Source organism: Magnetococcales bacterium (assembly GCA_015232395.1).
Taxonomy (GTDB): Bacteria; Pseudomonadota; Magnetococcia; order Magnetococcales; family JADFZT01; genus JADFZT01.
On record JADFZT010000032.1, the window covers coordinates 14,577 to 28,973 of the forward strand.

The following is a 14,397-nucleotide window of genomic DNA, read 5'->3' on the forward strand; positions in this document are numbered from 1 at the left end:
GTCATTCAAATTTACTTCTTATGATCTGGATGTCAGAGATCAAAATAAGAAAAGGGGAAATATCATGAATCGAAAGAGTCATCGGCGCCTCACCGGGGGGATTGCCAAGGGTATTTTAGGGTTGGCCGCTGGTTTTTCCTTGATGGCCAGCGCCCAGGCGCAAACTTTCACGGATGTCGCCACCGACCGCTGGGGCTATGAATATATCGAGGTTTTGGCTGAAGCCGCGGTGACCAGCGGTTGCGGTACGGATCTTTATTGTCCGGACAGCGATCTGCAACGGGCGGAGATGGCGATCTTTCTTCTGCGCTCCCTCTATGGTTCCGACCACGCCCCGGATACCGCCTCCGGTACTGAATTTGACGATGTGTCCAGCAGCTTTTGGGCAGCCAGCTTTGTGGAGGAGTTGAGCGAACTGGGGATTACCAGCGGTTGCGACGCCAGCAACTTTTGCCCCAGCCGGGATATCACCCGCTCGGAGATGGCGATCTTTCTGTTGCGCACCAAATATGGCTCGGACTATTCCCCTCCCAGCGCAACTGGAACGGTGTTTGGCGATATCTCCTCCGACTATTGGGCGGGGGCTTTTATCGAACAGCTGGATACCGAAGGGTGGGCGGATGACACTCTGGACACCACCCGGGAGTGTGACGACGGCAATTTTTGTCCCAGCCTGTCGGTCAACCGGGCGGAGATGGCGGTTTTTCTGGTGCGGGTCTTTGAGTTGGGAGAGGTCTCCGGCGATACCAGCGGCTCTTCCGATCCTCTGGCTGACGGCATCATCGCCGTGGATGAAGATGCTTCGGGATCTGGTGACGGCTCTTCCTGGGCCGACGCTTACACCTCTCTCTCTGATGCCATCGATGCTGCCAGCAGCGGGGATGAAATCTGGATTGCAGATGGCACCTACTATCCCACCGATGGCAGCGACCGCAGCGTTTCGTTCAACATGAAGGAGGGGGTCGATATCTACGGGGGGTTCGACGGGGCCGAGTCGAGTCGGGATGAGCAGGACGCTGCCACCAACATCACCATCCTGAGTGGGGATATCGGTACTTCGGGGGATAGCAGCGACAACAGCTATCACGTGCTGGTGGCTGCGGATGATGCGATCCTGGATGGCGTTACCGTCTCCGGTGGCAACGCCGATGCTTCGGTCACCGAAGGGGATAGCGACACCAACAGCTGGGAGCCCCTCAACGGCATGGGCGGCGGGATGTACATGGAGGATTCCATCTCACCCACCCTGAACAACGTCATCTTCACCGACAATACCGCTCTCGAAGGGGGCGCGATCTACGCCTATGACTATGCCCAGCCCCTGATCAGCAACTGCACCTTCAGCGACAACACCGCCGAGCGGGGTGGGGCGATCTTAAGCCGCAAGGGCTCCAATATTTATGTGGAGAACTCGGCCTTCAGTGGCAACGCCGCTGAATATCGCGGCGGGGCGATCCACCTGGACTACGGTACTGCCACCGATGAGGATGACTATTATCAGTGGGATCTCACCATCACCGGCTCCAGCTTTAGCGGCAACACCACCAACGGCAACGGCGGGGCGATCTATGCGGACAACACCTCCACCCAGCTGAATGAAACCATGGTCAACATTTCCAGTTCGACCTTCACCAGCAACACCGCACAATATTTGGGTGGGGCCATTTCCATCTTCAACAGTGCCCGGATCTCCGCCTCTGACAATACCTTCACCACCAATACGGCGGAACTGGGGGGTGGGGCGGTTTCTCTGGATTACAATGTGACCAATGCCACTCTGAGCAGCAACACCTACACGAGCAACACCGCCACTTCGGGAGAGGGCAGCATCGATACCCGCAACGACTCCTCTTATTCCGGGAGCGATGGGATTTGAGGCGATCCAGCTAACGGCAAGGGGGGGCGCAATCAGGTTTTACCCCTCTTTGGCAATCCAAGGATCGAACCCGGCATTGGCCCTGTACGACAAGATCTATTCAGAGGAGATAGCTCCGATGATCAAGGCAAAATCAAACCACCTTGGGTGGTTTAAATGTAGTGTGTGGTTGGGGGTGGCGCTTTTTTCCGGCGCAGCCCAGGCCAGCGTGATTTATGTGGATACGGATAACAACTCCGGCACCGAGACCGGCACCTCCTGGTCCACCGCCTATACCGAGCTTTCCACGGCTCTCGCCAGCGCTGTCAATGGCGATGAGATTTGGGTGGCCCAGGGAACCTACTATCCTTCCCAGGATGACGACCGTTCCGATACCTTCCAGATGATCGAGGGGGTCGATATTTATGGCGGCTTCCAGGGCAGCGAAGCGTCGGTGGATGAGCGGGATTGGGAAACCTACGAGACCATTCTTTCCGGTGCGATTGGGGAAAGCCGTCAGGCTGACAACTCCTATCACATCTTGAAAGGCGCCAACGACGCCACCATCGATGGCTTTTTCGTCGAGTATGCCAACGCCCGGGGCGAGAGTTCTTCCAAAACCACCACCAGCACCACCCAGGCGACCACCGCCAGCACCGTGCTTGAAAGCGAGGGGCTGACCTATGGCGGGGGCATGCTCAACTTTCAGACTGCGCCCACCGTTAAAAACATGGTGTTCCGCTACAACTGGTCCATGAAGGGGGGGGCTGTCTATAACATGGCGGCGACCTCCATCCAGTCGGGGGACTATACCGCTCCCAGTTTTTATAACGTCACTTTCCAGGAAAACTATGCCGTCAGCCGGGGGGGAGGGGTGGCCAACGATCTCTACACCCACCCCTATATGGAGCGGGTCACCTTTATCGACAACTATACCGACGCCAAGGGCGGGGGCATGTATAACGACTGGGCCTGCTCTCCCACCCTGGTCAACTGCCTCTTTTCCGGTAACGATGCTTTTCGAGCCGGAGCCATGGGCAATGATGGCACCTCGTCACCGGTGATGATCAACTGCACCATCGCCGACAATACCGCCTATGAGATGGGAGCCGGGCTCTACCAGGGCTCCTTCAACCAGAACGTCAACGCGCCGGTCCTCATCAACTCCATTATCTGGAACAACACCCTGGATATCGCCGGTTACGGCAACATCAGCAACTGGCACACCAATGAACCCTTGCTGGTCAACTCCATCGTTGAAAATGGCTATTGGGGCGTGGATATGGTGGCCAGTGATGATTCCGGATTCAGCGACTCGGACAACGACGACTATTCCCTGTCGAGCGCCACCTCTCCGGCAGTGGATGGGGGGGTCTCCAGCTACACCTATGATGGCACCACCTATACCGCCCCCACCGAAGACAGGGATGGCAATCCCCGGGACAGTGTCATTGATATTGGCGCTTACGAATATCAATAGGATCTTTCGGGAGAAACAACGTGAAAAAATCAAATAATCTCCGGAAGCCTGGTCAGCCGCCGACCCAACTGGCGCGGGTGGCCACACCTGATGCAGACGGGATGGGTCTGTTCTGGGGAGCCTCCCTGGCCGCATTGGCCATGGCACTCACCCTGGGTACTAGCGGCACCGCCTGGGGGGAAAACACCGTCGGGGTGATCACCGATACCGGTTCTGCATCGGAAGGGGTGACCCTCATTGCCCCCATGGCTTCCGGTTCCACTTTCCTGATCGATAGCGCAGGCCAGGTGGTCAACTCCTGGACCAGCGACTACACCCCGGCTTTTTCCGCCTATATTCTGCCGGATGGGGATCTGCTGCGTACCGGTGAATGGGATGGGGGAACCACCGATATCAGCGCCAACGGTGCAGGGGGGATCATCGAGCGGATGGACTGGGATGGCGACGTGGTTTGGAGCTATACCCTGGCAGGCACCCTGAATGGGGCTGAATACCGTCCTCACCATGACATTGAATATATCGACTGCAATGGCTGCGAGAGTGACGGCAACGTGCTGCTCATCGCCTGGGAAAAAAAGAGCAGCGACGAAGCTGAGACCGCCGGACGCAATCCCAACCGGATGAGTGATACCGAAATCTGGTCGGAAGCGGTGCTTGAGATCGATCCGGATACCGACACGGTGGTGTGGGAGTGGCACGCCTGGGATCACCTGGTGCAGCAGTACAGCTCCAGCCAGGACAACTATGTCACCTCCACTTCCGACTATCCCCACAAGATCAATATCAACTTTGTCGGCAACTCCAACACCTACACCGGCGACGACTGGCTCCACTTTAACGCCATCGACTATAACGCCGACCTGGATCAGATCATTCTTTCCAGCCGCAACTTCAGCGAAGTGTGGATCATCGACCACTCCACCACCACCGCCCAGGCGGCTACGGGCAGTGGCGGAAATTCAGGCGCGGGTGGGGATCTCCTCTACCGCTGGGGCAATCCCAAGGCTTACGGTCAGGGGACCGACGACGATCGGGTTCTCTACGGCCAGCATGATTCCCAGTGGATTGGCTCCGGGCTCTCCGGGGAAGGGGATATCATCATGTACAATAACGGCGAGGGCCGGGATGGGGACTATAGCGACATCATACAGGTCACCACCCCCTGGAACGACGCCACCGGGGAATACACCCTCTCAAACGGTGCCTGGGAAGAGAATTCCACCATCAGCTGGAGCTACAACAGCGATGCGTCGGACGCTGACTTTTTTTCCGATTCCATCTCCGGAACCCAGCGTCTTGAGAACGGCAACACCCTGATCTGCGAGGGAGAGGATGGCCATATTTTTGAAGTGGATTCAAGCGGCAACACCGTCTGGTCCTATATCAATCCGGTATCCAACTCCGGCATTGCCGCTCAGGGTGAGACTGCAAGTGTCAACATTGTCTTTCGCGCCACCCGATACAGCTCTGATTATGAAGGCTTTGACGGCCGTGTGCTGACCGGGGACACCACCATCGAGGGTGGTCAGCCCGATAGCGGCGATATCGTCTATGTGGATGCCGACGCCAGTGGCAGCAACAACGGCAACAGCTGGACCAACGCCTACAGCAGTTTGGGGCTGGCCCTCAATAACGTGACCAGCGGTGATGAGATCTGGGTCGCAGAGGGAACCTACTATCCCGCACCAAACGGCTCCCGGACCCGTTCCTTCACGATGGTGGAGGGGGTTGGGGTTTATGGTGGTTTCGATGGTCGGGAGAGCAGCCGGGCGGAACAAAAATGGACCGCCAACGAGACCATCCTTTCCGGGGATGTGGATTTTGACGGCGTGCTCAACTCCGGCAACAGCTATCACGTGGTCAAGGGAGCCAATAACGCGATCCTGAGGGGCTTTTTTGTGGAGCAGGGATACGCTTCGGGTGAAACCGCCAGCGGCTCGTGTAGCTCCGATGGCTCCATCACCGACATTCTCTGTCAGGAAGGGGTGAATCGTGGCGGCGGCCTGCTCAACTTCCAGGTGGCACCCACCATCAACAAGGTCAACTTCCGCAATAACTACGCTGAAGTGGGCGGCGGGGTTTATAACATGGTGGCGACTTCCACCGGGGATGCCCCGGAAGGGGGGTATGACGCTCCCAGCTTTACCGATGTCACCTTCGAAGAGAATGAATCCCGGGGCGAGGGCGGGGCTGTGGTGAATGAGGTCCATACCCATTCCACTTTCACCAACGCCACATTCAGCAATAATACCGCTGCCAGCAAGGGGGGGGCGATCTTCAACGATTGGTCCAGCTCACCAGTTCTCACCAACTGTCTCATGAGCGGCAACCAAGCAGACCTGCGGGGGGGAGCCATGGCCAATGAGAGCGCTTCTCACCCGGTGCTGACCAACTGCACTATCATCGCCAACAACGCCTATGACGCAGGCGGCGGAATCTACCAGGGAGGCTACACCGACACTCCCAACCAGCCGATCCTGATCAACACCATCCTCTGGAACAACACCACGAGCCTGAATGGGGATGCCAACCAGTCCAACTGGCACGCCAGTGAGCCGTTGCTGGTCAACTCCATCGTTGGGGGGGGGGCGTTCGGGGTGGATATGGTCACCACCAGCGATATCCAGTTTGTCAGCACCACGGAGGGGAGTGAGGATTATTCTCCGGACAGCGGCTCTCTGGCTATCGATGCGGGTGTGGAGAGCTATACCGCCTATAGTGTTGAGGATCCTCTGGACGATACCGTGCAGGTCACCTACAGCGCCCCGGAGGGGGATGTGGATGGCAACAGCCGGGATGATGGCGCGGTGGATATCGGTGCGTACGAGTTTCAGGAGTGAGTGCAAAGAGAAGGTAGCTCTCGATCCATCATTTCTGAACAGAGGCCATAGGCCAACCATCAATGAGGGGCTCTGCAACAGCTGTAGAGCCCCTCATTTATAAACGCCATCCAGTACATTTTTTGCATCAGAGTTATGATTGATCGAGCATGATCTCCTCGTAGCGAAACCGACTCCACATCGCCCCATAGCCCACAGCGGTTTTGGCACCAATGCCCAGGAGATCCAGGCCGCTTTCCAAAAGTTCTTCCACCCGCTCCAGCCGCGCTTCATCCCCATCCCGACAGGCAAATCGAAACACAAATTCGCTCTTTTCCGCTACAGCGAGGAAAAAGATCGGGACCGGATTTTCATTTTCCAGGGGGTTGGGGAGAGCGTGTTTTTGATCACCCTCACTCTGGCCATAATAGTCGGGATGGTGGCAGTTCATCACCTCCACCCGTAGCCCAGGCCAGCGGGCGGGAAAGGCGTCGTAAAATATCAGCGCGCCACGACCCGTGGTAGATTCATCGGCTTTGACGGTTTCAGGGCCGAAGAGCTGTTCGATCTCCCCGGGATCCACCCCCTCCAATTTAGCCGCCTGGCGACAAACTCCCTTGATCGCGGATCCGGTGAGGTAGGGCACACCCATAACGGCATCAAAGGAAAAACCATTTTCTGTGGGGTGGGCAGCCCCCAATCCGCTCACCAGCCGCCACTGAACCACAAAGCTGGCAAGCTTGAGTCCCAACGGTTGGGTCAAGCGATCCCAGCGTTGGTGATAGTGACTCAATAGATCCTGATGGCGCTTATCTTTTTGGCGTTTGTTGAAGGCATCGGCAAACTCTTTCAGGCGGGGTTGCAGCTCCTCGACCCGTTTGGGCTTGGGTTGGGGAGGGTGGCCCCACGCCTCCCCTTCCCAGATGGGCAGGTAGCGGTCAAACACCAGCCCGGCGTGGGCCAGAGTGGGCAGGGGATGTTTAAAGAGGGGGGTGACCTGGGAGAGGCTGGGGGAAAAAACAAGTCCGTCACCCATGGTCTTTTTCCTGCTTGGGTTCTTCCGGGTTGCTGTAGAGGGCATCGGCCAAAAGCTTGACCTGGGAGGCCATGGCGATGGCTTCCCGCTGGACCACCAGATAGTCGGGCCGCTTGGCTTGAATGATGGCCTTCAGGACGGTTAATCCCTCCTCACCGTTTTTAATCTGGGTGACATAGGGTTTGAGTGGCTGCCCCGGCATCTCCTGCAACAGCCAGTTGGAGAAAAAAACCAGCAGTTTTTTATGGTGTTGCTGGCCCTGGTTGAGAAGGGTCGCCCACTGCACTGAAAGCCCCAGCCTACGCAGATTGACCGGTAGCTCCCGGGAGAGAGAGAGGGCTTCCTTTTGCCAGGGACGCTTGTTCCAGCTGAGCACTTCATCCAAGGCGGCCCGGGCTCTCAAGCGGATTAGATTGTTTTCTCCATCAGGCATCATTTGGATATCCCCCATGGATTGCCATGGAGGTTCCAAAAGCAGACCCCTTGCCCCACGGTTTCGTTGCCACCAATCTGGATTACCCGGATGAGATCACTCTCTTGCCGGAAGAGATCGAGCCCGAGAACCCTTGCCGGAGGGGACTCCCCTTGATTCCCTTCAGCCGATTTTTTTTGATTGGCGCCACACACCTGGCGGCGCTCACCAATAAAGGAGACAAAAAGCGTCTCAGCAGGCAGATGCTCCTCATACCAGAGATTGCCCGACTCGTCGGTATCACCGGTGACGGGATCTTTATAGGGGGTAGTGGTTTTGCCTTGGGTGAGTTTGATGCGGGCTGCCACCGGAACGGCCCGCTGGATCAAATCATGAAAGTCCTGGTCCGGAATCACCACCAGTCCCTTTTGTAGCCGCTCTTGGGTGGCCTTTTCGCTCCTGGGAAGCAGTGCCGCCAACCCTTGGGCCAGCTGGGTGAGTTCAGGTGAGGTGTTCACTTCTTCCTTGGCATACACCAGATCCTCCACCACCAGGCTCTCCCCGAGGAGATCCTTATCCGCCACCAGCACTTTATGACTGGAGTGGCTTATGGATGGATGGGGAAAGGGGAATCCTTTAAAACCGAGAGCCCTCATGTCCCGCTCCAGTCGCTCCAGAATCAGGGGGCAGGTGACGTGGAGAAAGGGGCGGTTGATGGCGCGGGCGGGATAGGCCACCAGACGCCCTTCGGTGAAAGCCAGTCGCCCGGCCTTCAGCCCCACTTCTGTTTCATCCTTGGATGGGTCCGGGCCGAAGAGTTCGGTCACCGGCTCCTCTTTGGGGTGGGTGGATTGAACATTTCCCTTCTCCCAGGCCTCCCTGGCGACCCCTTTCAGAGAGGTGGCCGGGAGCACCGGAAAACCGCTCCCCGCTTCTCTGGCGATGGGTAGATCGATGGCGCCCGAGGTGGAGCCGGTGCCGCAATGGGTGGGGGTGAGGGTGTAGATGGCCGAGAGGGCCACATCTTGCCAGACAGTCATAATGGCCTCATTCCTTCCAAGATGTTGGGCCGATGCCGACCACGGTGTGACCAAATCCAAAAGCCTGCTCTTGGGGGTCGCCGATCAGGTGGGCGTCGTTGAGCTGCTGCAAAACCTCCCTCCGCTCCCGATCTTCTCCCCCTTCCAGGCGAAAGAGCCAGGCGCTGCCAGCAGGGACAAACTGCCGGTTGGCGTGGCTTTGGGCTTTACTCATGTAAAATCCGCCCAACACCTGGAGTTTTCCCAGCATCGCCCCTAAAAAACGAATTCGCACCTGGGGGGAGAGGGCATCTTCGGTGAGGGGATGATTGAGATCCTGCAACCGCACGGGATTGAGCGTGAGCAGCCAAAAGGTGTGGTTTTTTTCCACCTGCCTGGGCAGATGTTGGCCGGAAAAAATCCGCTGCCAGCTGGGATGAAAGGGGGCTGGTTTTTCAAATTGTACCACCCGGTTGCGATTCCCCATCCCCCCCACCCCTTGGATCAGGGGGTGGGGTTTGATCCGGTGGTGATCCAACAGGCCGGAAAAGCTCCCCACAAAGCCGCTTTTGGAATCAAACCGCAGGGTGTTCAGGGTGTAGAGCATGCCAGGAGAAACGGTGCCGGTTTGAGAATCGATTTGGATGCCGGGGCGCACCTCCTCGTGGACAAAAGGGGGTCTTTGGGCACGCTGTTGATCGGGATCCCAGCGGTGATTGCCCTTTGGGTCCAAAGCCAAGGCCAGATTGTCAGGACCGATCCAGCCGTGGAGGGGTTTGGCATCCGGTCTGTCGGGTCTTCCCAGAGAGAGCGGTTTATCTTCCCCCCGATCATCCAGTCCAGGATGGCTGGAGGAGATGATCCGGGCTGGTTCAGGTCTGTTTTCCTGGCTACTTTGCAGCATAAACCGGGGAGCGGGCACCCACGGGGCGAGCCATTCCCGGCTTTCTCCGGAAATGTGGACTTTCTGGGCGGGATAGGGGCCTTGCAGCTGCCAGGTCTCGGGCAATTTTCCGGGAGGGCCGATCAACTTTTCCCGTTCCGCTTTGGCTGTTTTGGACCAATCATCCAGATTGAGCACCGGGTTGGTTACCGAGCGCAGCAGGTGGCTTCGTACCAGGCCCTGAAAGGTAAAGGGGGTGGGGGGAAATTGGGAGCGGCCACTGTGAGACTCACCCGCACTGAAGGAGCGGGCTTGGCCAAAATAGAGAGGCTCGATGGGTTGAATGAAAAAAGGATCCCCTTGCATCACGTCTCCTCCCTTTCCCGGGAGAGCAATCGGCAAAGGAGCAAGCCATCCACCCCCTTGTCCACTTTCTCATCATGGAGTGCCAGCCCCCTCTCCCAAAGGGTCAAAATCTGATCCAGAGCTTGCGGTTTTTTGCCATCCAGGGCCAGCTTCAACAATCCCAGCAGCAGGGGCCGACAATGATTTTGCCACTCTTTCTCCCCCACCTTGGGCATTTCCCCTCTGTTTTCATCCCGGACACGCTGGAAAAGCGCATCGATCTGGCTGGAATATCCCCGGAGCTTGTAAGGCAGCCGGTTGGGGATTTGACCATCGCCAAACCCTTTGCTGACATCCCCCATAATGTGATGGGCGTTGGGGCGCTCTTCTCCTTCACGATGCCATTTGAGGGCAAACTCGGTCTTGACGCCATTGCGGGAGTTGTGGCCCAGGGCGATGGATTTGCGTCCGGACTTATCTTTGGCCAGATCGTTGAGGAGCGATTTCGATTGTACCAGCAGGGTGGAGAGGGGGGTTTTATAGTGACCGATGGCGATTCCGGCGGAGAGGCTTTGGTGCCTGCCCAGCATCGGAATGAGCAGCCCATCCACCGGCATGTCGGGATTTAGGACCGATTCCCTGCCGACCACATGCTCTTCCAGCAGATCCACCTCTGTCACCGGCAGGCGAATGGCTGGGATGTTTTCCTCATCAGAACAGTTCTGCGGCATCTTGGGGATCTGGAACCGCTGGCGATTTTTCTTGGGATCATGGGGTTCTTTCGATCCCTGTTTGCGCCACTCCCAAAGTTCGATGTCGGGATCCGTATCGATCACCCAGGGGGCGGAAAAGAGCTGCTGCAAGCGGGCGGTCAGGGGCAGGGCATCGGCGACGGGTGCGAGGCAGAGCAGATCATCCCCACCGGCATAGATCAAACGACCGGAAAACTCCCGCTCCACCACCCAGGGAACGATGCGGTTGGCAAATTCCGCCAACGCCCGGCTGATGAAAGCGTGGAGGGAAGGCCCCATCAAACGTTGCTCCCCCAACAACTCCTTCCAGCCCGCTTTTTCCATCTGCGGATGGCCATGCACCTTTTTAACTGCTTCAGGGTGGATGATATCCTGCCAACACGCCCCGATCTTGCCCTCTTCCCCCAAAAGCAGCTTGCCCATGGAATCCCCATCCATCCGGATCACCGCAAAGCGGGTGGCAGGAGGGCGAATGTTCTGTTTGGCGGCTGCGTTTTGCAGCTTTCGGACGGCTTGTTCAAGTTTATCCAGAGAGGTCAGGGAAGGCTGATTTTTTCGGGTCTCTTCGTCAACTTTGCGCCGCGCCAATGAATCCCTCAATCCCCGCAGCGCATCGGGAAAGACCACGAGCTGGGTATCCATTTTCAGATAGTGCCGGCCATTGTCGGTGGCATTTTCCAAGGCCATGGCCAATCGGGGGAGGGCGCGGGGGAAGGTGGTGAGAGGTAGCCTGGTATCCAAATAAGCCTGACAGACCCCTGCCAGCAGGATTTCCAGATTGGGCTCCCCAACAATTTTTTCCATATACACTTGTGCAGCCACTGCCGGGGCGGGGGGAAACGGGACTCGGGGTTTGCTGCTCTCTCCCAGATCACCCAAGGTTACCTTAGAGCCTGCCCAGAGGGGGTTGAGCCCGATGAGTTTGTTTTCATGAGTCACCCCAGCTTCTACGATAAACCGCTTGACGGAACACACCCCGCAGAGCCGTTCGGAACCCGACTGATCCGGGTCGAGCAGTGGGTGGGTCCAAAATTTTCGGGTCAAAGCCCGCTGGCCATCCATGGTGCCTTCGGTTTCGTTGCGCAGCGCCTCTCGCTTGCCACAGAGCGTACACTTTTCCCCCGGCTCAGCCTCTCCCAGGGTGTAGGGGGGCGATTGATTGCGGAGTTGATGGCGCATTCGCAGTTGATGATGGGTCAGGGCATAGTCGAATCCCCGCTCACTGTGGAGCAAGGTCGAGTTGGTCTGATCAAAGACCTCGCGGTTTTTTTCATACTGGTTCCAGACCTCATCAGCCAGCCAGGGTTTGAGCCGCTCTTCCCGGGTTTGATCCAGTGGTAGCCAAGGCACCGCAACCCAGGTGGTGTGCAGGGGCATGGTTTTGAGTTGGCGCTTCCAGATCTGCTGCCAATTGCCTTCACCCTTCACCGATAGCAGCCAGTTTTCGACCAGGTTTGCCAACGCCTGCCATCGGGCCTCTACCTGTTCCCGGGATTTTTCCGCCAGCTTTTCGAGTCTCTCCAAATGTTCGCTTTCCTGATCACCCCTTGGAACCAAGACCACGAAGGCGTTGGGCAGCAGGGAGGCGAAGCTGGCGGTTTGGGCGCCTTCCGGTAAAGTTTCGGGGATTATTTCCTGCAAGCCGAAGTCCGCCCGGGGGTTGCCGTTGAGATCGGGATAGACGATGGCGTCCGGGCCATATTTTTCCACAAAGGGCTTCATGGCGTGCCAGGCGAGATCGGAGATCAAAAAGGAACCCACCCACAAATCCCGGCTGGAGCGGGCTTCTTCCAGATATTCCCCCACCGGGCCGATGGCAAACCGCAACATCCAGGGGGTGCGGGCCTCGGATGAATCCTTGCGCTTCATGAAGGAGAGCGCGGAAGTCACCTTCAAATGATCCCAGATGGTGTGATCCGGATCCCTGGAATCCGCAGGCATGTGCCGCCACATGGAGGCGTGGATTTTATCCCTGTCGCTCTGGGCGACAATATTGTTCCGATTATCGCTGTCGCTGCGGGAGACGATTTTATCCCGATAGTTTCTCCATACCTGAAAAAAAGCTGTTTTGGCTGAGATCGATTGATCCCACTCCGGGGTGGGGGAGGCGATACATTTGGCTGCTTCGTCAGCATCTTTCCACAGGGCTTCCCGGGTCGCCTTTCTCTCCTTGGCCGCTTGATTCTTGCTCTGGATTTTTTGGGAGCCAAAATCGATGGGGGCGTTATCCAGAGGGTGGGTCAGGATGGGGGAGGAGGGCCAGTGGAGATCAAAGGGTTTGGCGCCTTTTTGTTTCCAGGTATAGATGGTCAGCATGGGCCGATCAGCGCCGGTGGCGGCGACATCGGCAGCGGTATCATTCAGCTTTTTTGGCGGCTTGGCACCCTCTTTCAGACCTAAAAAGGCGGCAAAATGTTCAGCCGCCACCTTGCCGTGGCCCCCCTTGGTCTTGAGAAAAAACAGCTTGTCCGGGGAGTCGTGGAAATATTGCTGGAGCTTGCGTTGCCAAAATTCAGCTTCGGTCATTTCCAACCCCCTTTGGCAAAGGTCATGAATTGATCCAGGAGGTTATCGGAGATGGGCAGAAGGGGGGTGCCCGGTCGATCCATGGTGACCGCCACCCCCGCATCCCCCGGAACCGCCCCTCCCATGCGCAGGTAGAGAGGGTAGAGGTTGCCATTGAGCAAAATCAGCCGCAGGTGTAGCAGGGAGGCGTGCCTGCCGGATTTTTGTGGACCTGATTTTTGGCGAGTGCTCCCCGGGGATTTTTGTTCCGGGGGGAAAAATTGCAGGCGCCTGCGGTCCTTGGGAAGAGAGCTGTATTGAAAAGCCAGAGGCAAGCCAAATGCCACCCGTTCAGGAGGATGGCGCAGATTTTTGTCCCCCTCGATATGATCTTTGACATTTTGGTAATCGGGCTGGTGACGTACGCGATAATCCTGAAGCCTGCGCCCCATTTCATTTAATCCATGGGGCCAATCCTTTTGATCGAAAAATCGCTGTTTATCATTACGAAACTTCAGAGAGAGAGTGGACGTGAATTTTTCACCGATATGAGGGTGCATAGGCGTGCTGGAGTCCCATTTTTTGGGGAACCAGTTTCTAATCATCTCTCTTGTATCTTTGGAGGTTTTCCCCCACTCCCGAGGCGTTATTGCCTTGTGAAGAAGTGGCAACTCCTCAAGTTCCGGCCATTCCCCTCTGACGCCTTTCCATTCCAGGAGGGCAATGCTGCCAAAACCTCTGCGGGAACGGCTTCCCAGCCCCCCATAATGACCCAGCAGCCAAAAGGAAGCGGCAATGGCCTTCCGATATTTTTCCTGATCCCCAAACCGGGGCAAAATACAGCGCACCTTGAAACGGGTGCCGACATCAATAGCTTGGGGGGGAGGGGAGACCACCCCCTTTTTTTTGCGCATCTGAAAGGGATAGCCCAGATAGATCAAACCATTTTTCCGGTGGGTGCCGTGGCCTGCGTGAAAGCTGTTGGCGAGTCGATCATCCCAGGTAAAAAAGCGGAGGGGTTTCAGGGGTTCGATACGCAGATTAAACAGGCTCTGCCCTGAGCCCTGGTCGGCGTTGCTGGCCGTGCCAAAGAGGATCGGTTCGTTGCGGCGAAAATCGGGATCCACCGCCCGATACCAAAAACGCAAGGCCCCTTTGAGGGAGGGGGGCCTCAGGTCGGGGCTATATCGGGGTTCGCTGCCGTGGAGAAACATCGGCGTCAAAACCTGAAACGTCAGCTCCAACTCCCCGATCATCGGTTTTCACCCGGATGGTTGAGGGGGCTTGGTTG

General features: G+C 57.2%; 9 protein-coding genes. 3 read left to right on the plus strand and 6 right to left on the minus strand.

Annotated features, from left to right (window positions below; all coding sequences use genetic code 11):
• The first annotated feature begins 64 nt into the window (after positions 1-64).
• The 3 genes from HQL52_10460 to HQL52_10470 all read left to right on the plus strand — a co-directional run bounded on the left by HQL52_10460 (position 65) and on the right by HQL52_10470 (position 6,175).
• On the plus strand, positions 65-1,876 hold the full coding sequence (locus HQL52_10460) for an S-layer homology domain-containing protein (protein ID MBF0369869.1): 1,812 nt from the start codon (positions 65-67) through the stop codon (positions 1,874-1,876).
• Positions 1,877-1,994: 118 nt separating this feature from the next.
• Positions 1,995-3,335, plus strand: coding sequence for a hypothetical protein (locus HQL52_10465; GenBank protein ID MBF0369870.1), 1,341 nt, complete (start codon positions 1,995-1,997; stop codon positions 3,333-3,335).
• A gap of 20 nt (positions 3,336-3,355) precedes the next feature.
• A complete protein-coding gene (locus HQL52_10470) occupies positions 3,356-6,175 on the plus strand; it encodes an aryl-sulfate sulfotransferase (GenBank protein MBF0369871.1) in 2,820 nt (939 codons plus the stop codon).
• 133 nt (positions 6,176-6,308) lie between these two features.
• On the opposite strand, the gene cmr6 is transcribed toward HQL52_10470, so the two are convergent.
• The 6 genes from cmr6 to HQL52_10500 are packed head-to-tail and all read right to left on the minus strand — an operon-like array spanning position 6,309 to position 14,362.
• Positions 6,309-7,190, minus strand: a complete 882-nt coding sequence (cmr6, locus tag HQL52_10475) for a type III-B CRISPR module RAMP protein Cmr6 (protein ID MBF0369872.1) — start codon at positions 7,188-7,190, stop codon at positions 6,309-6,311.
• Entirely contained in the window at positions 7,183-7,626 is a 444-nt protein-coding gene (locus HQL52_10480; protein ID MBF0369873.1) for a hypothetical protein, read from the minus strand. The genes cmr6 and HQL52_10480 overlap by 8 nt, the downstream gene beginning before the upstream one ends.
• Positions 7,623-8,642 (minus strand): type III-B CRISPR module RAMP protein Cmr4, encoded by a 1,020-nt coding sequence (cmr4, locus tag HQL52_10485; protein ID MBF0369874.1) that lies wholly within the window; start codon positions 8,640-8,642, stop codon positions 7,623-7,625. Before cmr4 ends, HQL52_10480 begins: the two co-directional genes overlap by 4 nt.
• A 7-nt stretch (positions 8,643-8,649) precedes the next feature.
• Positions 8,650-9,870 (minus strand): hypothetical protein, encoded by a 1,221-nt coding sequence (locus HQL52_10490; GenBank protein ID MBF0369875.1) that lies wholly within the window; start codon positions 9,868-9,870, stop codon positions 8,650-8,652.
• A complete protein-coding gene (gene cas10 / locus HQL52_10495) occupies positions 9,870-13,127 on the minus strand; it encodes a type III-B CRISPR-associated protein Cas10/Cmr2 (protein ID MBF0369876.1) in 3,258 nt (1,085 codons plus the stop codon). The genes HQL52_10490 and cas10 overlap by 1 nt, the downstream gene beginning before the upstream one ends.
• Positions 13,124-14,362: a hypothetical protein gene (locus HQL52_10500; protein ID MBF0369877.1), complete on the minus strand. Its 1,239-nt coding sequence runs from the start codon at positions 14,360-14,362 to the stop codon at positions 13,124-13,126. Before HQL52_10500 ends, cas10 begins: the two co-directional genes overlap by 4 nt.
• Positions 14,363-14,397 lie beyond the last annotated feature (35 nt).